23 protein-coding genes are annotated in these 23,896 nt (G+C 47.4%); 4 read left to right on the plus strand and 19 right to left on the minus strand.

Translation table 11 applies throughout. The annotated features are described in order from the left end of the window. The first annotated feature begins 111 nt into the window (after positions 1–111). The gene (locus AYO36_RS10265) at positions 112–1,170 is read left to right on the plus strand and encodes a PTS sugar transporter subunit IIC (protein ID WP_050678355.1); all 1,059 of its coding nucleotides are present in this window, start codon (positions 112–114) and stop codon (positions 1,168–1,170) included. Positions 1,171–1,255: 85 nt separating this feature from the next. Here AYO36_RS10265 and AYO36_RS10270 read toward each other — a convergent pair whose 3' ends face one another. From AYO36_RS10270 to AYO36_RS10280, 3 genes are all read right to left on the minus strand, one after another. Further along, a complete protein-coding gene (locus AYO36_RS10270) occupies positions 1,256–1,885 on the minus strand; it encodes an HAD family hydrolase (protein ID WP_064300333.1) in 630 nt (209 codons plus the stop codon). A 13-nt stretch (positions 1,886–1,898) separates the two neighbouring features. Continuing rightward, a complete protein-coding gene (locus AYO36_RS10275) occupies positions 1,899–2,462 on the minus strand; it encodes a DedA family protein (protein ID WP_050676927.1) in 564 nt (187 codons plus the stop codon). A 129-nt stretch (positions 2,463–2,591) separates the two neighbouring features. Next, positions 2,592–3,026, minus strand: a complete 435-nt coding sequence (locus AYO36_RS10280) for a YkvA family protein (protein WP_064300334.1) — start codon at positions 3,024–3,026, stop codon at positions 2,592–2,594. A gap of 136 nt (positions 3,027–3,162) precedes the next feature. Here AYO36_RS10280 and AYO36_RS10285 point away from each other — a divergent pair, with 136 nt between their 5' ends. Together AYO36_RS10285 and AYO36_RS10290 are read left to right on the plus strand one after the other, a co-directional pair. After that, on the plus strand, positions 3,163–3,912 hold the full coding sequence (locus AYO36_RS10285; RefSeq protein ID WP_050676928.1) for an SDR family NAD(P)-dependent oxidoreductase: 750 nt from the start codon (positions 3,163–3,165) through the stop codon (positions 3,910–3,912). Positions 3,913–4,248: 336 nt separating this feature from the next. Then, the gene (locus AYO36_RS10290) at positions 4,249–5,496 is read left to right on the plus strand and encodes a murein hydrolase activator EnvC family protein (RefSeq protein WP_064300335.1); all 1,248 of its coding nucleotides are present in this window, start codon (positions 4,249–4,251) and stop codon (positions 5,494–5,496) included. 64 nt (positions 5,497–5,560) lie between these two features. On the opposite strand, the gene AYO36_RS10295 is transcribed toward AYO36_RS10290, so the two are convergent. The 15 genes from AYO36_RS10295 to lepA form a co-directional block, all read right to left on the minus strand. Then, complete coding sequence (locus AYO36_RS10295; protein ID WP_064300336.1) at positions 5,561–7,210, minus strand: methyl-accepting chemotaxis protein; 1,650 nt, start codon at positions 7,208–7,210, stop codon at positions 5,561–5,563. Next, positions 7,207–8,181 carry a BMP family lipoprotein gene (locus AYO36_RS10300; protein WP_058704806.1) on the minus strand — a complete coding sequence of 325 codons (975 nt, stop codon included), beginning with the start codon at positions 8,179–8,181 and terminating at the stop codon, positions 7,207–7,209. The genes AYO36_RS10295 and AYO36_RS10300 overlap by 4 nt, the downstream gene beginning before the upstream one ends. A 137-nt stretch (positions 8,182–8,318) precedes the next feature. After that, entirely contained in the window at positions 8,319–8,984 is a 666-nt protein-coding gene (gene deoC / locus AYO36_RS10305; protein ID WP_064300337.1) for a deoxyribose-phosphate aldolase, read from the minus strand. 76 nt (positions 8,985–9,060) lie between these two features. Next, positions 9,061–9,945: an EamA family transporter RarD gene (gene rarD / locus AYO36_RS10310; RefSeq protein WP_050676932.1), complete on the minus strand. Its 885-nt coding sequence runs from the start codon at positions 9,943–9,945 to the stop codon at positions 9,061–9,063. Positions 9,946–9,961: 16 nt separating this feature from the next. Further along, positions 9,962–10,837, minus strand: a complete 876-nt coding sequence (gene rarD / locus AYO36_RS10315) for an EamA family transporter RarD (protein ID WP_050676933.1) — start codon at positions 10,835–10,837, stop codon at positions 9,962–9,964. 53 nt (positions 10,838–10,890) lie between these two features. Next, positions 10,891–11,586 (minus strand): 23S rRNA pseudouridine(2604) synthase RluF, encoded by a 696-nt coding sequence (rluF, locus tag AYO36_RS10320; RefSeq protein ID WP_023467446.1) that lies wholly within the window; start codon positions 11,584–11,586, stop codon positions 10,891–10,893. 108 nt (positions 11,587–11,694) lie between these two features. Continuing rightward, on the minus strand, positions 11,695–13,029 hold the full coding sequence (gene mtaB / locus AYO36_RS10325; RefSeq protein ID WP_064300338.1) for a tRNA (N(6)-L-threonylcarbamoyladenosine(37)-C(2))-methylthiotransferase MtaB: 1,335 nt from the start codon (positions 13,027–13,029) through the stop codon (positions 11,695–11,697). Positions 13,030–13,034: 5 nt separating this feature from the next. Continuing rightward, complete coding sequence (locus AYO36_RS10330) at positions 13,035–13,781, minus strand: 16S rRNA (uracil(1498)-N(3))-methyltransferase (protein ID WP_064300339.1); 747 nt, start codon at positions 13,779–13,781, stop codon at positions 13,035–13,037. Between the two features lie 4 nt (positions 13,782–13,785). Next, positions 13,786–14,733: a 50S ribosomal protein L11 methyltransferase gene (gene prmA / locus AYO36_RS10335; RefSeq protein WP_058704803.1), complete on the minus strand. Its 948-nt coding sequence runs from the start codon at positions 14,731–14,733 to the stop codon at positions 13,786–13,788. Positions 14,734–14,758: 25 nt separating this feature from the next. Further along, the gene (gene dnaJ, locus AYO36_RS10340; protein ID WP_023467442.1) at positions 14,759–15,865 is read right to left on the minus strand and encodes a molecular chaperone DnaJ; all 1,107 of its coding nucleotides are present in this window, start codon (positions 15,863–15,865) and stop codon (positions 14,759–14,761) included. A 132-nt stretch (positions 15,866–15,997) separates the two neighbouring features. Next, the gene (gene dnaK, locus AYO36_RS10345) at positions 15,998–17,824 is read right to left on the minus strand and encodes a molecular chaperone DnaK (protein ID WP_064300340.1); all 1,827 of its coding nucleotides are present in this window, start codon (positions 17,822–17,824) and stop codon (positions 15,998–16,000) included. A gap of 48 nt (positions 17,825–17,872) precedes the next feature. Beyond that, positions 17,873–18,430 (minus strand): nucleotide exchange factor GrpE, encoded by a 558-nt coding sequence (grpE, locus tag AYO36_RS10350; protein ID WP_023467440.1) that lies wholly within the window; start codon positions 18,428–18,430, stop codon positions 17,873–17,875. A gap of 24 nt (positions 18,431–18,454) precedes the next feature. Then, positions 18,455–19,489, minus strand: a complete 1,035-nt coding sequence (gene hrcA / locus AYO36_RS10355) for a heat-inducible transcriptional repressor HrcA (protein WP_064300341.1) — start codon at positions 19,487–19,489, stop codon at positions 18,455–18,457. 316 nt (positions 19,490–19,805) lie between these two features. Beyond that, on the minus strand, positions 19,806–20,951 hold the full coding sequence (gene hemW, locus AYO36_RS10360; protein WP_064300342.1) for a radical SAM family heme chaperone HemW: 1,146 nt from the start codon (positions 20,949–20,951) through the stop codon (positions 19,806–19,808). A 58-nt stretch (positions 20,952–21,009) separates the two neighbouring features. After that, complete coding sequence (lepA, locus tag AYO36_RS10365; RefSeq protein ID WP_023467435.1) at positions 21,010–22,833, minus strand: translation elongation factor 4; 1,824 nt, start codon at positions 22,831–22,833, stop codon at positions 21,010–21,012. 232 nt (positions 22,834–23,065) lie between these two features. Between lepA and rpsT the strand changes: the two genes are divergently transcribed. Next, positions 23,066–23,326 (plus strand): 30S ribosomal protein S20, encoded by a 261-nt coding sequence (gene rpsT / locus AYO36_RS10370; RefSeq protein ID WP_023467434.1) that lies wholly within the window; start codon positions 23,066–23,068, stop codon positions 23,324–23,326. A 126-nt stretch (positions 23,327–23,452) separates the two neighbouring features. Here the strand turns inward: rpsT and AYO36_RS10375 are convergent, their stop codons facing one another. Then, a complete protein-coding gene (locus AYO36_RS10375) occupies positions 23,453–23,896 on the minus strand; it encodes a GNAT family N-acetyltransferase (protein ID WP_041255011.1) in 444 nt (147 codons plus the stop codon).

A 23,896-nucleotide genomic window follows, 5' to 3' on the forward strand; every position in this document is an offset into this window, starting at 1 on the left:
GGAATTTTCTAACTTTTTCTTGACGTCCTTCTGTTCTTGCCGTAAGATAAAAAACAATTCATAACTTTTATACTGTTATGCACAAAAGCGTTACATAAGGAGAGGACTTGTATGGATTCATCTATTTTGCGCCAGCCGCGTCAATTTGCCGTTCATGTTTTAAACGGACTTAGTATCGGAATTCTCGTTGCCCTTATCCCAGGAGCACTACTCGGTGAACTCGCTAAGGCATTGTTGCCATACGTATCCGGAGCCCAACATGTTTTAGATGCCACCACACTCGCGATGCGCCTTTTGCCGATGGTGATTGGTGTTGCCGTAGCCATGCAATTTAAAGTGACACCGATTGCGACCACGTCGATTGGACTCGCGACGGTCGTTGGCTCAGGTGTTGCGACCCGTGCAGATGCGACCTTCGTCTTCGTCGGTACGGGCGACGTCATCAATGCTGGTCTGACGGCAGCTGTTGCGACAGCAATCGTCTTATTGATCGGTGAGCGTTTCAAGACGTATACGGTACTTGTCATGCCAACGATTTTGATTGTCGGTGCCGGTGGGATCGGTGTGTTAACGTACCCGTTCGTGACACGGATCACGACAGCGATCGGACATGTCATTTCAGACTTTACAGCACTTCAACCTGTCTTAATGGGTATTCTAATTGCGATTACTTTTTCCGTACTTATCGTTTCTCCGCTTTCAACGGTCGGCATTGCGACAGCCATCAGTTTATCCGGTGTTGCCGCCGGAGCTGCGAATCTAGGCGTCTGTGCCGCTGGATTCGGTCTTGCGATTGCCGGGTGGCAAGCGAATTCACGCGGAACGTCGATTGCTCATTTTCTTGGTTCTCCTAAAATCCAGATGGCGAACTTCATACGTAATCCATTGATGATCCTACCTGTCATGTGTAGTGCTGCTATCCTTGGCGCACTAGCAGGAATGCTCGGCGTCCAAGGTACGCCGTTTAGTGCCGGCTTCGGGATGTCTGGTCTAATCGGTCCGATCAATGCGTTACATCTGATGTCAGGGGGCTGGACATTGTTCAACATGACATTCGTTCTCGGATTATTCATCGTCTTGCCCGTCATTCTTTGTCTATTGTTCCATCTGCTCTTCCGGAGATTCCGTCCATGGATGAGTGCAGAGCCATACCGACTGGATTTTGAGTAAGTTCATCGTTAGCGTTCTTTCATCACAAAAAAGCCAAGCCGACCGTCTAAAAAATCGACGGATTGAGCTTGGCTTTTTTGTGCATTTATTTGATCACTGTCAGTAAGTCAAGCGGTGTCTCGATGACATGGTCCGCCGAATCCCACTCGGATTGTGTCCCAAAACCATACTGGCATAAGACGACCGGCATGTTTTCCTTACGGGCCGCTTCGACATCGGAAGACCGATCCCCAATCATCCAGTATATTGCTTCCCCAAACTCCTCACGGTGAGCTCGTAAGATATCCGCTTTTTCTTTCCCGTTGACGGATTCTAAGCATTTCGGACTCGTGAAGAATGAACGAATTCTCTGGCTATCCAGCACAAGGTTTAGATAGTGGTTGCCACAATTACTCGCTGTTGAAATGGTATGTCCAGCGGAAACTAGCGCTTCTAATAAAGATCGAATTCCGTCGAACAAGACGTTCTGTTCTGCCATCGTCGCTTCTAGATGACCATGTCTTTTTTTACGAATCAACCGAATATCCTCTTCTGAAGCTTCCGGAATCGCCTTACGCCAAAAGGCACTTCCCGCCAAACCATAGCTCGCTTGTACACTCGATTGAGAAGGTTTTGGAAGATGCGGCATGTCCTCCATCGCTCGATGGATTGCTTCTGTCATCTGTTCCGTTGAATCAATCAATGTACCGTCAATATCGAATAAGATAATTGCCATGTTCCCACTCCTTTTAGATCTCTTTTTTTGCTTTTCTCTTTTTTTGAATCAAGTAGCCAACCGTAATCAACACGCCTAAACCAATCCAAACTATTGGATGATTGAGGTGGTGCAATTTTCGCCATTCATGTCCGACGGCTTTCCCGCCCCAAATGAAAATCGCTGACCAAAGGAAAAAGGAAATCGTCGTCACGACGGTAAACGTCCAGCGTGAAACACCAGTCAGACCGGCACCAATCGCAAATCCGATGCGCCACATCGGAGACAGAAGAAGGATATAGCGTCCCTTTGTCTCCATTTGTGTCTGAAACTGAAGCATTTTTGTTTCCGAAATCCGAAACCATTTGAATAAACGATTCAATAACCGTTCACTCCCGAACTGACCAATCGTAAAGAAGAGGTTCTGGCTAATGACGAAGCTCACTACAGCGAGGAACAACATGAATAAAAGATTCGCCTGTGCGGTATGCACGAGATATCCGGCATACGCGAGCGGTACTTCGCTCGGTATGAATGGAAACATGAGCGTCATCATAATCCCGATATAACCGTATGATTCCATCCACTGGTGTCCCATCTTCGCCCCCCTCTCTCTTTACCAACTATTTCTAGTGTATCGAACTTTCAAGAAGGCGTACAGGAAACGGCTCTCCGTAGACAAAGAAGAGCGACTTCTCATAGTGAAGTCGCTCGGATCATTATTTGATTAATACGCATCCTCACTTTGTAATGGTTGCGTACGACGCTTTTGTTGTTCATCTTGCCAGTCACTGAAACGTGTCAACTCTTCAAAGACTGTTTTCGTGACGAAAAGGATGACGGCGATATCGTCTGCGAAACCAAATCCGAGTACGAAATCAGGTACGAGATCAATCGGTGACACGAGGTAAATCAACGCTCCGATTACTTTTAAAATCGTCGTACGACGAATGTTGCGATATTCACCTGACTGGTACGCGCGAATCATATCGACGAACAACGTCAACGGCGAGAAGACGACGGACAAACGAGAGTTCCCGTTCACTTTAGCAGTTGCTCGTTGTAACAGCGAGTTCGTCTTTTTCGGACGATCGATATAATCTTTTGCATCTTCGGCATATTGATTTTGTTGTTTTTCTAATTGTTGATTTGAGAATTTCATTCCTGTTTTCCCCCATTCTAAAGTAACTTCAACGCTTTTCTATTTCCCTGTTCCTACGTATGATAATCCTGTCAGGTTTCAGGATATGATGGAACGGTAAAAAAGGGAGAGAAGCGTTACAGAAAGGATGATTTTTATGAATCATGTTAATCAAACCGTCATCATTACGGGAGCGGCGAATGGAATTGGTGCAGAACTCGCCCGCACCTACGCTACGCATGGCGCAAATGTCGTTCTTGCTGACATCGATCAAATGACAGGAGACGAACTAGTTCAACAAATTGAAGAAGATGGTGGGACGGCTTACTTCTATCACCTCGATATCCAACATGAAAAAGACGTTCAACTGTTGATCGAAAAAGCGATTGAACATACGGGTCGCATCGACATCGTCATCAACAACGCCGGTATCATGATCCGAAAACCCTTACTCGAATTGTCGCTTGAGGAATGGGATCGGGTTCATCATACGAACCTGCGTAGCATCTTTCTAACGACTAAGGCCGCTACACCCTATTTGAAACAAAGTAAAAGTGGTGGTCGGATCGTCAACCTCGCTTCGACCCGCGCCTTCATGTCGGAACCGCATACAGAATCTTATGCGTCGACGAAAGGTGGCATTTTTGCCCTGACCCATGCACTTGCTGTCTCACTCGGAGAAGACGGAATTCTCGTCAACGCGATTGCTCCGGGTTGGATCGAAACCGGTGACTACCAAGAATTATCACCCGAAGACCACAGTCAGCATCCAGCCGGTCGCGTCGGAAAACCAAGTGATGTCGCACGTGCTGCTCTTTATCTAACACATCCAGATAACGACTTCTTGACGGGAGAAACACTGGTCCTAGACGGCGGGATGACACGAAAGATGATTTATGAGGAATGATGCGTATAGGGTGCCTTTCGGGGCACTTTTTCATTTTACAAAAACTATATTTATACCTTTTTCAAACATTAATAAACCTTCTATTTATACGATGTTACAAAAATATATCTTCTGACATCATTCGGAAATCAATCAATTGCACAATGATTTTTCCTTTCATATCAACATTTTCTATTTATCCTTCTATTCATGCATTATTATTTTCATAAATTCTTCATACTTTTCGCTAGCTTCTCTTGCATTTTTTTAAAAGAATTGTAAAGTTGATTTTCCGATTTTCTTGTTAGAGTGGGAAAGGTAACACTTCATACAAGGGAAAGGAATGACGCTTAGTTTATGAAACAACCTTTCGGAAAGTCAATTGGGCTATCGCTCATGACACTCACTTTACTCGCAAGTCCGCTCATGACGACAACTCCCGTCGACGCGGCAAGTTCATATAAAGAAAAGCAACAACAAAACCAGCAACAACAATCGAAGCAACGTGAGGCGTTGTCTCAAAAGAATAACCAGTTATCTAAAGCACAACAACAAGTCTACGCACTGGATCAACAGATTAATGGGCTGACATTACAAGTCGTCGAGAATCAAAAGAAAATCGACGAAAACACGAAACAGATTGCTCGATTAGAAGATAAAATCGAGAAGCTACAAAAGAAAATCAAGAAACAAGAAAAAATGCTCGGTGATCGTCTGGCGGTCCGTCAGTCGAAAGCCGATAACGCTCCGCTGCTTGAGGCCGTATTCGGCGCAAAAGATGTCGGTGATATGATTAGCCGCTTCAATGCCTTCAATACAATCGCGGAAAGCGATGCTTCTTTGTTAAAAGATTACGAATCAAACAAAAAAGAACTGGCAGTTGCGAAAGAAGAACTAAAGCAGACACGCCAAGACTTGATTGAAGATCGTAATGTTTTAAAAAAGAAACAACGTGAACTGAAACAAGAAAAACAAAAGCGCACAGAACTTTTGAAGCGTCTGACGTCGCAAAAGAAAAAAATTGAATCCAATATCCTAAGCCTGAAAGAGGCATCGGCCCAACTGAAGGCACAGGAAGCAGCTGAAAAAGCAGCAGCACGAGCAGCAAAGGCAGCTGCCGCAAAAGCTGCGAAACAATCGGCAGCACCAGCATCTGTTAGTAAGGCCAGCACGAAAGTCATCTCAAAAGCAAAAGGTAAATTCATCAAACCTGCTCAAGGCTCTGTTTCGCAAGGAATGGGTGCAGCAAGCGGAAGCAATGGTTATGCGTACCACAATGGAACCGACTTCGCTGGTCCACTCAACTCGCCAATCGTTGCATCTGCAAGCGGGACAGTCATCTTAGCAAGTTCAGGTGGTCCTTACGGCAACCACGTCTATATCTCTCATAATATCGACGGGAAAACGTATACGACCGTTTATGCCCATATGAATGCCTTGAACGTTAAACAGGGACAACAAGTCAAACAAGGACAGCAAATCGGTGTTCTCGGAAGCACCGGTAACTCAACTGGTCCACACTTGCATTTTGAAATCCACGATGGTGGGTACCAGTATGATGCGAATGGACGGACGAATGAGCTCGACCCAGAAAGCTTCTTCTAAGTCGATTCAAGAAAAAGTGCACTTCTTCTCTTCCCGAGAAGGAGTGCACTTTTTGCTGTGTTCATTAAATTTTGAATTGATGTGTCTGACTGTCAAGCGACGTCGTCGTCGACTCGAGTTCTTGCATCAATTGATGAATCTGTTCAAACGAGGCCTGTTGATCACGCATCGAAGCAGCGATCTCTTCATTTCCAGCTGCAAGTTCTTCCATGACACCACTGACTGTACTGACTTGACCAACGACATGGCGGGCTTGTTGCTTCGAATGAACGAGTTGTTTCGTCACGTAATCGAGGGTTTCCGTCACACTCGCTACCTTTTGACGTGTTTCACCGAAAGCTTGTTGAACATGCGTAAAGTTCTCGACCTGATTTGTCTGCTCCCGCTCCGCTTGCACGAGTGCTTCTTGTAAAACAGCACCGTCCTGACGAATCGAACGGACAAGCGAGAAGATCGAGCGCGTCGCTTCGTGTGTCTCATCTGCTAACTTTTTAACTTCACTTGCCACGACGGCAAATCCTCGACCAGCTTCTCCAGCCCGTGCCGCTTCGATTGCCGCATTGAGTGACAATAAGTTCGTCTGCGCGGAGACTCCCGCGACAAGTTGTGCCATCTGTTCAATTTGTTGCGTCTGTTCTAAGAAACCTTCCAGTTTCTGACCGAGTTCGCGATTTTGTTCTGTTGACGCGCGAAGTGACCGTGCTTGCTGTTCCATGACGGAACTACTTTGAACCATCACGTGATCGGCCGCCTGTCCTTCTGCATAAGCCGTTTGTGCACGTTGTTCACTCTCTTCAAAGAGCTGTTGCATATCGGACATCGTACTGACTGTCGTCTGGATATCGTCCGACACTGTTTGTGTCCCACTTGCCATCTCATTGATCGCATGGGTCATGTTTCCCGATACTTCAACGATGTTCGCGTTCTCTGTCGTCGCTTCCGTACTCATCTGACGAATCGTGTTCGACGAACGACTAATCGTTCCGATGACCTCATGCAATGTTCCTTGCATCTGCGCAACCGCTGTCTCGAGTCGACCAATCTCATCTTTTCGACCAGAAACAACTAGTTCTTGCGACAAGTCTCCGTCTGAAATCTGCTCAGCAGTTCGAACGACACGGCTGATTGGTCGCGTGATACTACGTGCAAAGTACCAGTTGTATAGTGCGAGACCAACCAATAAGGCGAATGTCGCAATCAGGACGGTCCGCGTCAAATTTAATGTCTCGTCTTTTGCTTCACGTTGTAAGACATCATAAAATTCTCCGTTTTTCGTATGTAACGTGTAGAGATCACTGAGGACCCCTTCAATCTGTGCAGCGTGCGAGCGAATCTCAATCGGATTCATCGCATCCGTCAGTTCCGTTCGTTTCGCCGCAAGCGTCTTATACTTCATATCTGCCCGGTTCAACTCTTCTTGGAACGCCGGAATCAAATAAGTCTTCTGTAATTCGTTTAATGCTTGTTCGTTCTTTTTACTAAGTGCCTGTACTTGCTCCGCCTGACTCTCAGACGGTTGGCTTGCCAGTCGGTTCCAGGCTGCTTGTTCGTATAAGAGCTTCGTTTCAAGTTCTGAGATCTCAACGAGCTGTTTCCCATAATCTTCGTTGTAGGACTGAATTTGACGGAGCTGGAACAAAGTCCATCCCATCAAGATGACGACACTCAAAATCGTCACTAACGTGGAGAGTAAAAATCGTTTCCGTAACGTCATTGGATTGTCACCTTACCTTCGAGCACATCTTGCTGCAGCTGCTCTAATTTTTTTCGTTCTCCGTCCGTAAAGTTCGTATTTCGGATTGGAGCCAACTGGATCGCTCCTTCTTTGACGCCAAGGACGACTTGTCCGGACTGTAGACCTTTCGCAGCTACATCTTGTCCGATTTTCGTAATCGCAAGATCAACTTGTTTTAGCATTGACGTCATGACGGCGTCAGGTGCAATCGCGGTCTGATCGCTATCGACACCGATGGCTTTTTTCCCCTTCGTTTGTGCTGCCTCAAGGACACCACTTCCCGTCAATCCAGCAGCTGCGTATAATACGTCTGCCTTTTTCTGCATCATTTCGTTTGCGAGCGTCCGTCCCTTTTCGGGCGCTGCAAAGTCTTCAGCATATTCGACGAGTACTTTTGTTTTTGGATTGACGGCTTTTGCGCCAGCTATGTATCCTTTTTCGAATTTTTCGATCAGAGGTGACTTCATCCCACCGACGAAACCAATCGTATTCGTCTTCGTTTGGATCCCTGCCGCAGCACCGGCTAAGTAACTACCCTCATCTTCCTTGAATGTAACCGAGAGCACGTTCGGTAACGTCGAAACAGCATCAATCAAGGCGAATTGTTGTTTCGGATATTTTTTAGCAACCGTTTCAAGATCCGTCTGTCCCATAAAGCCGAGTCCGACGATAACGGTCGGCTTCTTTTTCGCTAACGCTTCGAATGCTGCTTTATAAGTCTTCGTTTCATTCAATTCTCGGTAATCGATCGACCAGCCTTCCTTCTCGCGTAACAACGCCATACCACTCATTGCCGCATCGCTGAACGACTGATCGCCAAGACCCACATCAGACAAGACGACTGCCATTTCCTTTCTTTCCTTGACTGCTCGTTCTGGATCATCAATGACACTACCGCACCCTGCGAGGCTAAGTGTCGATGCCAGGATGATTCCACTCCATCGTTTCATCTATTCCACACCCTTCCAACATTCTACATCTGATTATCGGAAGCGATGTCTGACTTCTTAATACAAAATTTAAAATCAGAATACTTTCATAACAAAAAAACATGCCCCTCTTAAAAAGAGGGACATGTCAGATATTCTTAGTAGTCGCTATCAGACGTACCGCCTGTAACGATTGCAATTCCTGCTGATGCACCAATACGCGATGCACCTGCATCGATCATTGCTTTTGCACCTTCGAAGTCGCGAACACCACCAGATGCTTTAACACCGATGTCAGGACCAACTGTCTCACGCATGAGACGGATGTCTTCAACTGTAGCACCACCAGTTGAGAAACCAGTCGATGTCTTCACGAAGTTAGCACCTGCTTTAACTGAAAGTTCAGCAGCTGTTTTGATTTCTTCTTTTGTAAGAAGGCAGTTTTCGAAAATGACTTTAACGAGTGTACCGTTTGCCGCTTCGACAACCGCACGAATGTCACGTTCAACTAACTCAAGATTGCCATCTTTTAATGCGCCGATGTTGAGAACCATATCGATTTCTGTTGCACCGTTTTGGATCGCATCTTTTGTTTCAAATGCTTTCACTTCTGGTGTGTTTGCTCCAAGTGGGAAGCCGATGACTGTACATACTTTGACGTCGTCATCTGATTTTAAGAGTTCTGCTGCTAACGCGACGTATGTTGGGTTAACACAGACGCTTGCGAATTTGTATTCTAATGCTTCTTTACAGAGTGTTTCGATCTGAGCACGTGATGTTTCTGGCTTCAGTGCCGTATGGTCGATCATTCCTGCTAAATTCATGTTTGTTGTCCTCCTTAAGGGTATCCCTTAGACTCTGTTTTTATTCTATCACGCAAGAGGTCAGACTTCTATCTTTTTACGCGACTTTTCGGAGCTGTTTTTTCCGAATCCAGACACCATTGAGCGTAAAGACGATTGCTGCTGTCCAAATACATGTAAACGCCACCATGTGTGTTTTAGTAAATGGTTCATGATAAAGCAATACACCGAGTCCGAGCGACAAGGTTGGTGCGACGAATTGGAGGAATCCGACCCACGTGAATGGAATCCGTTGTGCCCCAAATCCGAATAACAAAAGTGGAACGGCGGTGACGATCCCGGTCAAGATGAGTCCGGTCGTCGTACCAACGGATTCGGTCATCGAAGACGTCCCTTGCACCTGCCAATACCCGAGAAAAATCAAGGCAAGCGGAAGCGGCGCCATCGTCTCAAGCGTCAGACTAACCGTTGATTCGAGCGGTCGCCGCTTTTTGACGACGCCGTAAAAGCCGAAGCTTAAGGCAAGTGCGATCGAAATCCATGGAAACTCGCCGTAGCCAATCGTTAAAATCAAGACACCGATTGTCGCAAGGACAATCGATACCCACTCGATCCGTGAGAGTTTTTCACGAAAGAATACGACACCGAAGACGATGCTGACGAGCGGGTTGATATAATAGCCAAGCGATGCCTCGACAATAAATTGATGATTGACGGCCCAGATATAGATGAACCAGTTCAGACTGATGATCAGTCCGTTTAAGAAAAAGAGTCGGCGCGTGAACGGATCGCGCAGCGCCGTCTTCCACTTCCCAAGCGCTTTTTGAAATGATAATAGGATGAGCAGAAATAAGAATGACCAGATGATGCGGTGTGCCAGTATCTCTTCACTCGGTACATTGGCGAGCATCTTCCAGTAGAGCGGTAAGAGTCCCCAAATGATATACGCGACAAGTGTCGCAAAGAATCCTGGTAGATTCACGTAATCCCTTCTTTCATTATGATACCTTCTTCATTCGCATCTTTCCTGCCGATAAACCGCTGATCGTAAATAGAGCAACAGCAATCCAAATGAACAGGAAAGCGATGAAGTGAATCGTTGTAAAGACGTCATTAAATAGATAAATTCCAAGGAGCAGCGTCAGCGTCGGGGCAATGTATTGGAGAATCCCGACGTAGACAAACGGGATTTTCGGCATTCCGTATCCGAATAACATCAATTGGACTGCTGTTGCGATTCCGAGCATGATGATCGCAATCAATGCACTCGTCGGCATCGCAAGCGGTTGACTATCTGTCACACCAAGCGTCAAGAGAGCGAACGGAAGCGTGACGAGTGTCTCTAAAAATAATCCGGATAATGGTTCGGCTGCTGCCTTTTTCTTCAGCACACCGTAAAATGCGAACGAGACGGCAAGCGAAAAGGCGATAATCGGAAATTGACCATAACCGAGCGTTAAAATCATCACACCGATGATTGCTGATAAAATTGCAATCACTTGCGGACGCGTCAATCGTTCCTTAAAAAAGATCAAACCGAACAAGACGCTGACGAGCGGATTGATGTAATACCCGAGTGACGACTCAACGATATACCCTTCCCCGATGGCGTACAGATAGAGCGACCAGTTCCCGCCTAATACGAGCCCTGCCGCAAGAACGGTATAGCGCTGGCGTTTGTTTTGCCATAATTGACGAACGAATTGGAATTTCTTCGTCAGGCGTAGTAACAACGTCACGAAGATGAACGCACTCAATATCCGAATTGAAACGACCGTCCATGCTGGAATACCAGCAGCAAATACTTTGTAGATCGGCAACAGTCCACCAATCACGTAGGCGACGAATGTCGCACTCATACCCCGTTTATCCACGGTCATCCCCCTTATGTATGAAGAAAGCCGCCAGTGGCGACTTTCATTGAACCTTATTGCCCGTCAAGCGTCGTAAACAACTCGCGTAATTCCTCTTCTGTCAAATCACGCCAAGAACCGATCGGTAAATCGCCAAGCTCGATGTTCATGATCCGGACGCGTTGGAGACGCTTAACTCGGTAGCCGAACTCTTTACACATACGGCGAATCTGACGATTTAACCCTTGCGTCAAAATGATCCGGAATGTCCGTGTCTCAAGTGGTTCAACGATGCATTCCTTCGTTGTCGTACCGAGAATGTCAACACCACTCGCCATCCCTTGAATGAACGTATCCGTAATTGGTGCATCGACGGTTACGATATATTCTTTATCGTGATTGTTTTCTGCTCGTAAGATCCGGTTGACGACATCACCGTCATTTGTCAAAAGAATCAAGCCGTCTGAATCTTTATCGAGGCGACCGATTGGGAAAATCCGCTTCGGATGATTGACGAAATCGATGATGTTTCCTTCGATATCAAGCTCTGTCGTACACGTGATGCCGACTGGTTTATTTAAGACGATGTAGACAGGTTTTGGTTTTGTCTGGAGCGGCTGACCGTCGATTTCGACGACGTCCGTTTCTTCAGCTTGCGAGCCGAGTTCTGCTGTCAGACCGTTGATCGTCACACGACCTGCATCGATTAGTTTATCGGCAGCACGTCTTGAGCAAAAGCCCGTTTCGCTAATGAATTTGTTGATTCGCATGAATGATATCCTCTTTCCTTAATTGAACTGTATTCAGTGTAGCGCATTCCTGAAATGAAAACAAAAAAAAGTGGCAAAGAAAACCAGAGGTTTCCTTTGCCCTTTCGATTAGACTGCAGCGTCTTTAAGTGTCTGCATGATTCGAACGAATTGACCATCATTCATCGGATAGCCGGCTTTCGTGATTTTGACACGAACGAGTTGTCCGATCATTGACTCATCGCCTTCGATTGCAACACGCAGATAGTTATCCGTGTAACCGACGAGACGACCGCCTGCTTCTTCCGAAAATTCTTCCGGAATGATCTCAAGCAGTTCTCCTTCGTATTTCGAAGCATATTCCTTCGCGAGTTGATCTGATAAAGCAATCAAACGCGCGACGCGTTCTTCTTTGATTGATTCCTCGACTTGATCGTCCATCATCGCAGCTGGTGTACCGGTCCGTTTCGAGTACGGGAAGACATGCAACTCACTGAACTTATGATCGTTGATGAAGTTGAACGTTTCCATGAACTCTTCTTCCGTCTCACCTGGGAAACCAACGATGACATCCGACGTGATTGCACAGTCAGGCAGGACTTCCTTCAGACGCGTGATCCGTTCTCCGAATTCCGCCATCGTATACTTGCGGCGCATCCGGCGAAGGACCGTATCGGATGCAGACTGGATCGGAACGTGCAAGTGACGAACGACGATTGGTGATTCCTTCAGGACATCGAGTACCTCGTCCGTGATTTGACTCGCTTCGATCGACGAAATGCGTAAGCGTTCAAGTCCATTGACGGATTCGAGTGCTTTAAGTAATTTCGCTAAGTTGTAGTCTTTCAAGTCTTCTCCGTATCCACCTGTATGGATTCCCGTCAAGACGATTTCTTTGTAACCCGCATCAACGAGCTGTTGTGCTTGCTTCAAGACATCTTCTGGTTGACGAGACCGCATGAGACCACGCGCCCATGGGATGATACAGAACGTACAGAAGTTGTTACAGCCTTCCTGAATTTTCAGCGAAGCCCGCGTCCGGTCCGTAAAGGCCGGTACATCTAGTTCTTCATAGACTTTTGCTTTCATGATGTTTCCGACCGCATTGATTGGCATGCGTTCTTCACGGAATTGTTCAATGTATCCAATCATTTTATGCCGATCTTGCGTTCCGACGACGACATCGACGCCAGGAATCGCCATGATTTCAGCAGGAGACGTTTGGGCATAACAGCCCGTTACGCAGATGACACTATCCGGATTTTGGCGAATCGCCCGTCGGATGACTTGGCGACTTTTCTTATCTCCGGTATTCGTGACCGTACATGTATTGACGACATACACGTCCGCATGATCAGCAAAATCAACGCGTGCGTAACCAGCGTCCTTGAACAGTTGCCAGACAGCTTCTGTTTCGTAATGGTTGACTTTACAGCCAAGCGTTTGAAAGGCAACAGTTGCCATTTCGTTCACCCTTTCAATTCAAAATGATACGAGACGGCGGAAAGGACATAAAATGGTGCCGTTTCCGTCCGTAAGATGCGACGCCCTAGAGCGGCTTTTTTAAAACCGGCATCCGTCAAACGTGCGATTTCTGCTTCAGCGAACCCACCTTCAGGTCCGATGACGACAAGAAGGGAATCACCCTCTTGCAATCCAGCAAGCGTCGTAGCGAGGACGGAGGCCTCCCCTTGTTTTGCTGATTCTTCATAGGCAACCAGACAAGCCGTGTAGTTCGATGCATCCTGTAAGACTTCATCATACGCCACGAAGTCGACTGTCGGCAAGTGAGCACGGTACGATTGTTCCGCTGCTTCCTTGACGATTTTTTCGAGGCGTTCAATCTTTTTCGGAACCTTCTTCTGATCCCATTTCGAGACGGAACGGTCGGCTTCGAAAATTCGTAGATGATAGATCCCGAGTTCCGTTGCTTTTTGGGCAACGAGTTCGATCTTATCGCCTTTTGGCAATCCATGGGCGATTGTCACACGAATCGGTAATTCCGTCTCGATTGGTAGAGTCTCTTCGATCCGGGCAGAAGCCGCTTGTTTATCGAGTGCTTCCAGACGGCACCGGTAAAGACCTGTCCCGTCGAGTACGAGAATCTCTCCGCCGACTTCCATCCGCATGACGTTTTTCATATGGTGTGCGTCGTCTTTCGGGAGATGAAAGACATCTCCCTGACGCATCGAGGGCTCGACGAAATACCGTTGCATGCGTTTACTCCTCCCGTTTCGCGATGATCGCGACCCAGTCCTCAAGCTTCGTCGTCTCGACGATCGTAAAACCTGCTTCTTGCATCGCTTGTACGACCATATCCTTCTTCTGACTGATGATACCGGAAGCGATGAAATGACCGCCTGGTAACGTCAATGTATAAGCATCCTTGACGAAGAGGAGGATGACTTCCGCTAAGATGTTTGCGACGATCAACTCGACCGGCTCACTCAATTCCTTCATCAAGTCGCCTTGACGGACCGTGATCTGCTCACTGACTTCGTTCAAAGCGACGTTTTCCGTCGCCGATTTGACAGCGACTTCGTCTAAATCCAGTGCAAAGACATCTTTTGCCCCAAGCTTCGCAGCTGCAATCGCTAGGACACCGGATCCCGTTCCGACATCGACGACACGGTCTTGCTCTTGCAAGTAGTTCTCAATCGCTTGAATACAGAGGACCGTCGTCGGGTGTGTTCCCGTTCCGAACGCCATGCCTGGATCGAGCTCGATGATCTTTTCATCCGGTTGTGGTGTATAATCTTCCCACATTGGGACGACCGTCAGATGGCGACTAATTTTGACCGGCTTATAGAATTGTTTCCATGAATGTGCCCAATCTTCTTCATCTACTTGAGTCAGCGTGACAGCACCCGTGCCAATCGACAGACCGAAGTTCGTCAACTGCTGGATATCATGTTCGATGCCTTTGATCGTGTCCGTCAAATCGCTGCTTTCTGCAAGATACGCCTTCACGAGTACACCTTGAGTCGGGTACTCGTCTCGTTTCGTCTCATCCCAAATTTCACCGAAGTTATCTTCGCGGTGGGACATCATCTCGAAATCTTCGACGTCCTCGATGACGACTCCGCTTGCTCCCGCTTCATGTAAGATGTTTGAAACTGCTTCGATGGCTTCTTGTGTCGTATGGACACAGATCTCTGACCATTTCATTTCTTGTCACGCTCCTCTGTAGTGATCACCCTGTAAAGAATGTCTTGATCCGGCTGAAGACACCTTCGTGTTGCTCTTCGACACCTTTTTCATCGCTGATTTCATTGAATTCCCGTAAGAGTTCTTTTTGACGTTCCGTCAGATTCTTCGGTGTAATGACGACGACATTGACGTACTGGTCGCCATGGTGACCGGACCGAACGTTCGGCATCCCTTTTCCGCGGAGACGGAATCGTGATCCTGTCTGTGTTCCGGCTGGAATCTTCAGACTGACCTTACCGTGAACAGTTGGCACTTCGATCTCATCGCCAAGTGTTGCTTGCGCGAATGTCAGTGGCATATCCATGACGATATGATCGTCGACACGTTCGAACAGTTCATGTGCTGCGACACGAACGACGACATACAAGTCACCCGCTGGTCCACCGTTGACACCAGCTTCCCCTTTTCCTGCTAAGCGGATTTGTTGCCCATTGTCAATCCCTGCTGGAATTTTGACACGGACATCTTTGTTTTTACGAACGCGACCGGCTCCACGACATGTTTCACATGGCTCCTTGACGATTTGTCCACGGCCATGACATGTCGAACATGTCGTTTGGTTAACAACACGACCGAACATCGTGTTTTGTTCGACGTTGATGTGACCCGAACCACCGCATCGTTTACATGTTTCCGGATGTGTTCCTGGTTTAGCACCCGAACCATGACATGTCCCGCAATCTTCTTCGACTGGGATCGTGATCGTCTTCTCAACGCCTGTGACCGATTCCATGAAGTCGATTTCCTCGACGTATTGTAAATCCTGTCCTTTACGTGGTGCGTTTGGATCTTGACGACGTCCGCCACCGAAGAACATGTCGAAGATGTCGCCAAATCCTTCAGCTCCACTGAATCCACCGCCACCTTGTGATGGATCTTGGTGACCGAATTGGTCGTAACGTGCTCGTTTATTGTCATCGGATAACACTTCATACGCTTCCGATAATTCCTTGAATTTCGCATCCGCATCTGCTTCCTTGTTGACGTCCGGGTGATACGTCCGGGCAAGCTTACGGTACGCGCGTTTGATTTCCGCTGATGAGGCATCGCGCGCGACGCCTAGTACTTCATAATAATCGCGTTTTTCCACGTGCAGTCTTCCTCTCTCTATTCCGATTCATTTCATACTGTTTGATTTTACCGAACTTCGTGCGACATGGAAAGAGCCAAAGCGCGGATACGCTTTGGCTCTCTCTAGCGCCCGAAAAATCGGTCGGATGAATTACTTGTTGTCTTTCTCGTCGACTTCTTCGAACTCAGCGTCCATGACGTTGTCGTCTTGGCTACCAGCTTGTGCGCCTTCAGCGCCAGCTTGTTGCTGTGCCATGTTCTCGTAGACTTTTTGTGTCAACTCTTGGACGACTGTCGACAATTCGTCTTTTGCAGAACGGATTGCTTCGATGTCTGTTCCTTCGAGAGCTTTTGTTACTTTTTCTTTTGCAGCTTCTGCTTTTTCTTTATCAGCTTCAGCGACTTGCTCACCGAGGTCTTTGATTGCTTTATCTGTTGCGAAGACGAGTTGGTCTGCTTCGTTGCGTAATTCGACTTCTTCTTTACGCTTGTTGTCTGCGTCCGCGTTTGCTTCTGCATCTTTGACCATTTGCTCGATGTCCGCTTCAGTCAAACCGCTTGATGATTGGATCGTGATCGACTGTTCTTTGTTCGTTCCGAGATCTTTCGCAGAAACGTTAACGATACCGTTCGCGTCGATGTCGAATTTAACTTCGATTTGTGGCACACCACGTGGTGCTGGTGGAATGTCCGTCAATTGGAAGCGACCAAGTGTTTTGTTATCTGCTGCCATTGGACGTTCCCCTTGGAGGACGTGGATGTCAACAGCTGGTTGGCTGTCTGCCGCAGTCGAGAAGACTTGTGATTTCGAAGTCGGGATCGTTGTGTTGCGATCGATCAATTTCGTCATCACGCCACCCATTGTCTCGATACCGAGTGAGAGTGGAGTTACGTCGAGAAGAACGACGTCTTTGACGTCTCCTGTCAATACGCCACCTTGAACCGCTGCACCGAGTGCAACAACTTCATCCGGGTTAACCCCTTTGAACGATTCTTTACCAGTGAAGTCTTGGATTGCTTTTTGAACTGCAGGAATACGAGTCGAACCACCAACGAGGATGATTTTGTCGATTTTGTCTGGTGTCAGACCTGCATCGTTCATAGCACGGCGTGTTGGTTCCATCGTACGTTCAACGAGATCTGCTGTGAGATCGTCGAATTTCGCGCGTGAAAGTGTCATTTCCAAGTGAAGTGGACCTGATGCGCCAGCTGTGATGAACGGAAGGCTGATTTGTGTTGAAGAAACACCTGAAAGGTCTTTTTTCGCTTTTTCAGCTGCATCTTTCAAACGTTGAAGCGCCATCTTATCTTGAGCAAGATCGATGCCGTTTTCTTTTTTGAATTCTGCTACAAGATGGTCGATGATTTTTTGGTCGAAATCATCTCCACCAAGACGGCTGTCACCAGCAGTTGAAACAACTTCAAAGACGCCATCACCGAGTTCAAGGATCGACACGTCGAACGTACCGCCACCAAGGTCATAGATGAGGATCGTGTGATCTTCGCCTTTTTCGAGACCGTATGCGAGTGCTGCCGCTGTAGGCTCGTTGATGATCCGTTTTACATCAAGACCAGCAATCGTACCAGCGTCTTTTGTCGCTTGGCGTTCTGCATCGTTGAAGTAAGCAGGTACTGTGATGACAGCTTCTGTGACTTTTTCACCGAGGTAGTCTTCTGCTTGCGCTTTTAGTTTTTGAAGGATGATCGCAGAGACTTCTTGTGGTGTGTAGTCTTTGCCTTCAACTTCTACTTTATAGTCCGTACCCATATGACGCTTGATTGACATGATCGTGTTCGGGTTCGTGATCGCTTGACGTTTTGCGACTTCCCCTACTTGACGCTCGCCGTTTTTGAATGCGACGACAGATGGTGTCGTACGGTTTCCTTCTGCGTTAGCGATGACGACTGGTTCGCCACCTTCCATTACTGCAACACATGAGTTCGTTGTACCTAAGTCAATACCGATGATTTTTGCCATGATCTATTTCCTCGCTTTCAATGATTGGAATAATAAAGTGCAAGCTGATTACTCAGCTACTTTAACCATACTCGGACGAATCACACGATCGTGCAATTTGTACCCTTTTTGGAATTCAGCGATGACGACACCTGATTCGTGTTCTTCGCTCGCTTCTTGAACGACTGCTTGGTGTAAGTTCGGATCGAATGCTTCACCGACAGCTGGAATCTCGACGACGCCTTCATTTTGAAGCGTTTCGACGAGTTGACGTTTCACCATCTCAACACCCGTCAAGACGGATTTCGTCTCTTCGTTTTCCGTCTCGATTTGGAGCGCACGATCCAAGTTATCGACGAGTGGCAATAGCTTTTCGACGATCGCTTGTGAAGAATACTTCGCGCGATTCTCTGCTTCGACACGGTTGCGGCGTTTGAAGTTCTCAAAATCCGCACGGAGGCGTAATTCTGAAGCTTTTGCTTCTGCGAGTTGTGCTTCGAAGTCTGGTTTCTCGTCTTCGACGAGATCCGCTTGAATGACTTCTTCTTCTGTGACTTCGACGGTTTCAGTCGGCTCTGTCACGTTTTCTTCTTGTTGGAGGTTTTGATTCTGTTCTTTTTCTTCCACTCTGAATCGAGCCCCTTTCTATATTCAATCCAAATTGTTCTTATGCAATTCGGTTTGGAATGCTTGAAGTAGATGGATGATCGAGTTGATTCCCCGGTTGTAATCCATCCGTTTCGGTCCGATCAAGGCGAGTGTCCCGATCGAGACACCGTCGACCGAATAATGGGCCCGGATGACGCTACAATCTTTTAATGCATCCACATTGTTCTCACTCCCGATCGTGATCAGGATTTGATTATCGAGATTCGGTCGTAGGAAGTCGAGAACGGCTTCTTGCTGTTCGATCAACTCGAGAACAGGTCGTAGTTTTGCGACGTCCTGAAATTCAGGCTGATCGAACATGTTGGCTTTCCCGCCCAGATAGATGAACGGTCGCTCCTCTTGATCCGTCAAGACGAGATCAAGTGCCTTCGAAAGCAACACCGTCTGTTCAGAATGCTCTGAACGGAAGCGACGGATTTCCTCGAGCAGACGACTGCGCAAGGCTGAGAGCGGCGTACCGCGTAACGTCTGATTCAGACGTTCCATCAGTCGGCTCGCTGCTTCCTGGGACAACGCTTGACTCAATTGCAAGGTCTTGTGTTCGACATGTCCCGTCTCCGTGACGAGAACGATGACGACACGACCTTCGGCAAGAGGAATCAATTCCAGATGATGCAAGCGTTGTCCTTCTTCTTTTGGTCCAAGTACAAGCGTCGTGTAATGGGTTAAATCGCTCAACAGGTCTGCTGTGTGCCGAATCAACCGATCATTCTCATTCACGGAATGGGCAAAGAGTGATTTCAATGCCTGCGCTTCTTTTGGTGTGATGCTTTCCGGACGAATCAGATGGTCGACATAAAAACGATATCCGAGTTCGGAAGGAATCCGTCCTGCGGAAGTGTGTGGCTTTTCAATCAGACCCATCTCTTCGAGGTCCGCCATCTCGTTACGAATGGTCGCGGAACTGAACGTCACGTCGTCTCGCTTGGAGAGCGTCCGTGAGCCGACGGGTTGAGCAGTCTTGATGTAATCATCGACGATTGCACGTAAAATCAACAATTGACGATCCGTCAGCACCTTCTTCACCACCTTATTTTGTTAGCACTCACTTTTAACGAGTGCTAATTACATCTTTTACTATAAGGAATTGTCCGTCCGATGTCAACCGAATTGCGTGACCCTTTGAACAGTTTCCCATTCTGCGATACAGTGAAACAAAGAACGGAAAGGATGAATCGGATGATTGAATTATTGGCAATGGCAGGAGTCTTTGTCTGGCTGTTCATCGCGGTCATCGGAACGACTGCCTATTTTTTAAGGAAATCCAAAAAATGAAAAGAAGCGGTATTCCTTTTTTTTAAGGGAACACCGCTTCTTTTCATTTATTCAAGATTCATTGAACCTGCGCTTCACCGATGAACTCCGCAAAGACTTCGTTCGCTAACGGAATCCCAGCAGGCGTTAAACGGATATGTGTCTCCGTCTGTTCGACGAGACCGTTTGGCAATAAACGTTTCATGACTTCACCAAACACATCTTTAAACGCTACTCCATATTTCGTCTGGAAACGTTCGAGTGATACGCCATCCTTCATTCGAAGTCCAAGGAACATTTCTTCTTCCATCCGCTCTACGTTCGTCAACGGCGTCTCTTTTCGAACCGGTAACCCTTCCGCCTTGATATAGTGCGGAATTGGTGCGATGTTCGCACGACGCGTCTGATTGATGTAGCTGTGTGATCCTGCACCGAATCCGTAGTACTCATCGTTTTCCCAGTAGACGCGATTATGACGACTCTCTTTTCCTGTTTGCGCGAAGTTCGAGATCTCATACTGCGCATATCCACCTGCTTCGATCGTATCGATCATCACTTGATACATCTCTGCCTCGAGATCTTGCGTCGGTAGCGGTAACTTTCCTTTTCGCTCTTGAATCGCAAAGACCGTGTGCGGTTCTAAGATCAACGAATAGGAGGAGATATGCGTGATCGGTAATTGAAGTGCCCGCGAGACGTCGTAGCGGACCTGATCGAGCGTCTGATTCGGTAAGCCGAACATCAAGTCGACGGAGATGTTATCAAACCGTTTTGCTGCTGCGTCGAGCGTCTGCGCGACTTTCGCTTCCCGGTGCGTCCGACCGATGCGTTCGAGCAAACCGTCATCAAACGATTGGACACCGAAACTGACGCGATTGACACCGCCCGCCTTCATGATATCGAGCTTCTCTTCTGATACACCGTCCGGGTTCGACTCGACTGTATACTCTAAATCATCGCCTGTCAGGGGCAACAAGTGTTTCTGGATGATTTCCATCAACCGTTGCATCTGTGGTTCATTTAAAGCGGTTGGTGTTCCGCCACCGATGAAGATCGTCTCGAGATGATCCGTCGGGTATTGTTTCAACGTCAGTTCGATTTCGCGTTCGAGCGCATCGAGGTATTCATCGACGGGCTGATTCTTTAAAAAGACTTTATTGAAATCACAGTAATAACAAATATGTTCACAAAAAGGGATGTGGACATATGCGGCGCGTATTCCCATTTCGCCTCATCCTTTCTCTATAAAAACCAAAAAGGGGACGCAAGCGCCCCCCACCTGTTTAATCTTCGTCCATGGATAGAACGGACATGAAGGCTTCTTGCGGTACCTCTACTGAGCCTACCATCTTCATGCGTTTCTTACCTTCTTTTTGCTTCTCGAGCAACTTCCGTTTCCGAGAGATATCTCCCCCGTAACATTTCGCGAGAACGTTCTTCCGTAATGCCTTGATCGTCGAACGAGCAACGATCTTCGTTCCGACAGCGGCCTGGATCGGCACTTCGAACTGCATCCGCGGAATCAATTCTTTCAACTTATCAACGATGACTTTCCCGCGTTCGTACGCAAAGTCACGGTGAACGATGAAGCTGAGCGCATCGACGTTCTCGTTGTTGAGCAGGATGTCCATCTTGACGAGACGCGACTGTTGGTAGCCGATCAATTCATAATCAAGTGACGCATACCCTTTCGTACTCGATTTCAACTGATCGAAGAAGTCGTAGACGATCTCAGATAACGGTAACTCATACGTGATTTTGACACGTGTCGTATCGATATATTGCATGTCAACGAATGTCCCACGCTTCTTCTGGCACAACTCCATGATCGCACCGACGTAGTCATTTGGTGTCATGACAGCAGCCTTAACGAACGGCTCTTCGATGAATTCGACTTTTTGCTGATCCGGCATCTTCGATGGGTTATCGACGTGTAAGACTTCACCCGCTGTCGTAGTCACGTGATAGATAACCGATGGTGCCGTCGTGATCATATCGATGTTGAATTCACGTTCGATCCGCTCCTGGATGATTTCCATGTGGAGCATCCCGAGGAATCCACAACGGAATCCGAATCCGAGTGCTTGTGATGTCTCTGGTTCGAACTCAAGCGCCGCGTCACTAAGTTGTAGTTTTTCAAGCGCTTCTCGTAAATCGTTGTATTTCGCAGCATCGATTGGATAGAGTCCACAGTATACCATCGGATTCATCTTACGGTATCCCGGCAGTGCTTCAGTAGCTGGCTGTTTCGCAAGCGTAATCGTATCCCCGACACGTACGTCGCCGACCGTTTTGATCGAAGCAGACAACGTCCCAACATCACCGACCGTCAATTCTTGCTGACGTAATGGTTTTGGTGTCGCAACGGCAAGTTCCAGAACCTCAAAGTCCTTGCCTGTCGACATCATCCGAATCTTATCGCCGACTTTAACTGTTCCGTTGACGATTCGAATCGATGCTACGACACCACGGTAAGCGTCATAATAGGAGTCAAAGATCAATGCTTCGAGTGGTGCAGACGGATCCCCCGTCGGCGCTGGTACTTTCTCGACGATTTGCTCCAAAATTTCTTCGATCCCGATTCCGGCTTTCGCGGATGTCGGAACGGCTTCAGACGCATCGAGTCCGATGACATCTTCGATTTCTTGACGGACGCGTTCGACATCCGCAGAAGGTAAATCGATTTTGTTAATGATCGGAAGGATTTCGAGATCGTTGTCGAGTGCTAAGTAAACGTTCGCAAGCGTCTGCGCTTCGATTCCTTGCGCCGCATCGACGACGAGGACAGCCCCTTCACAAGCTGCAAGTGAACGCGAGACTTCATATGTGAAGTCGACGTGTCCAGGTGTATCAATGAGGTGAAGAATGTAATCTTCCCCATCTTTTGCTGTATACTTCAATTGAACAGCGTTGAGTTTAATCGTGATGCCACGCTCACGTTCGAGATCCATGGCATCAAGTGTCTGATCTTTCATTTCGCGCGATGTCAACGCGCCAGTTTTTTCTAAAATTCGGTCAGCGAGTGTCGACTTCCCGTGATCGATATGGGCAATGATCGAGAAGTTACGAATACTCTTCTGCCGCTTTAAACGGTCTTCATTCGTCATGTTTAGAGTCACCTTACCTTATTTTCAAACGTACATACGGTTCATTATACCAAAAAGCGCTTCACTGTACTATCTCGTTTTGTTTTACCCGAAAAACAAAATGTGAAGATTCCCTAGACGTCGTATTGCTTTTAAGAAAAACGTTTGCTACAATTGTGTTTGTTCTGTTGAACGATAACTGCAGATATGCGAATATAAATCTCGAATGAGTTTTATTGGAGGTGAATCATCCATGGCTAACATTAAATCAGCAATCAAACGCGTTAAAACAGCTGAAAAACGCCGCGTCGCTAACGTACAACGTAAATCGGCAATGCGTTCAGCGATTAAAGCAGTCGAAACTTTCGCAGCTGAAGGTAACAAAGACCAAGCGGTCCTTGCTTTCGCTACAGCTTCTAAAAAAATCGACAAAGCTGCTGCTAAAGGTCTCATCCACAGCAACAAAGCTGGTCGTGACAAATCACGTCTCGCTAAACTCGTAAACGCACTTTAATTCTTTCCGAAGAATACGGTGATGGGTCGCCACTAGGAGGGTTCTCCAGTGGCGATTTTTTATATGATCTGAAATGGCGGACGAAGGACTCGTGTAAAACGATTCCTTCGTCCGCCATTTCTTGTCTTACTTGTCGTCTAGACGATCGATCATGACATAGTGAAGACCGATCCCTTCAATGAGGAACGGTTCTCCAACACGTTCCAGTCCGAGGCGTTCATAAAAAGGAAGTGCCGTGACGCGGGCGTTACACCACCAAGCTGTCACTTGTCGTTCTTTCAATAGACGACGGGCTTCTTCGATCAGCGCCCGACCATACCCTTCACCACGCACGTCTTCACTCGACGCCATACCACGAAGCTGATACGTCGCTCCTGGCGCTTGTGCATGCGATTGTTCCGAGAAACTACCGATTGCGACGATTTGTTGTGCTTTTATCCCGCCGAGATGAAACGTCGATGCAAGCGCATCGTCTGGGTAGATACATGCTTCACGTGGTTGATGTGGACGTAACACATCATGCCGTAATGGGATGACCTCTTCTGCTGTAATGATCTGGACTTCCATCAT

The organism is Exiguobacterium sp. KKBO11 (assembly GCF_001644945.1).
In the GTDB taxonomy this organism is placed as follows: Bacteria; Bacillota; Bacilli; order Exiguobacteriales; family Exiguobacteriaceae; genus Exiguobacterium_A; species Exiguobacterium_A abrahamii.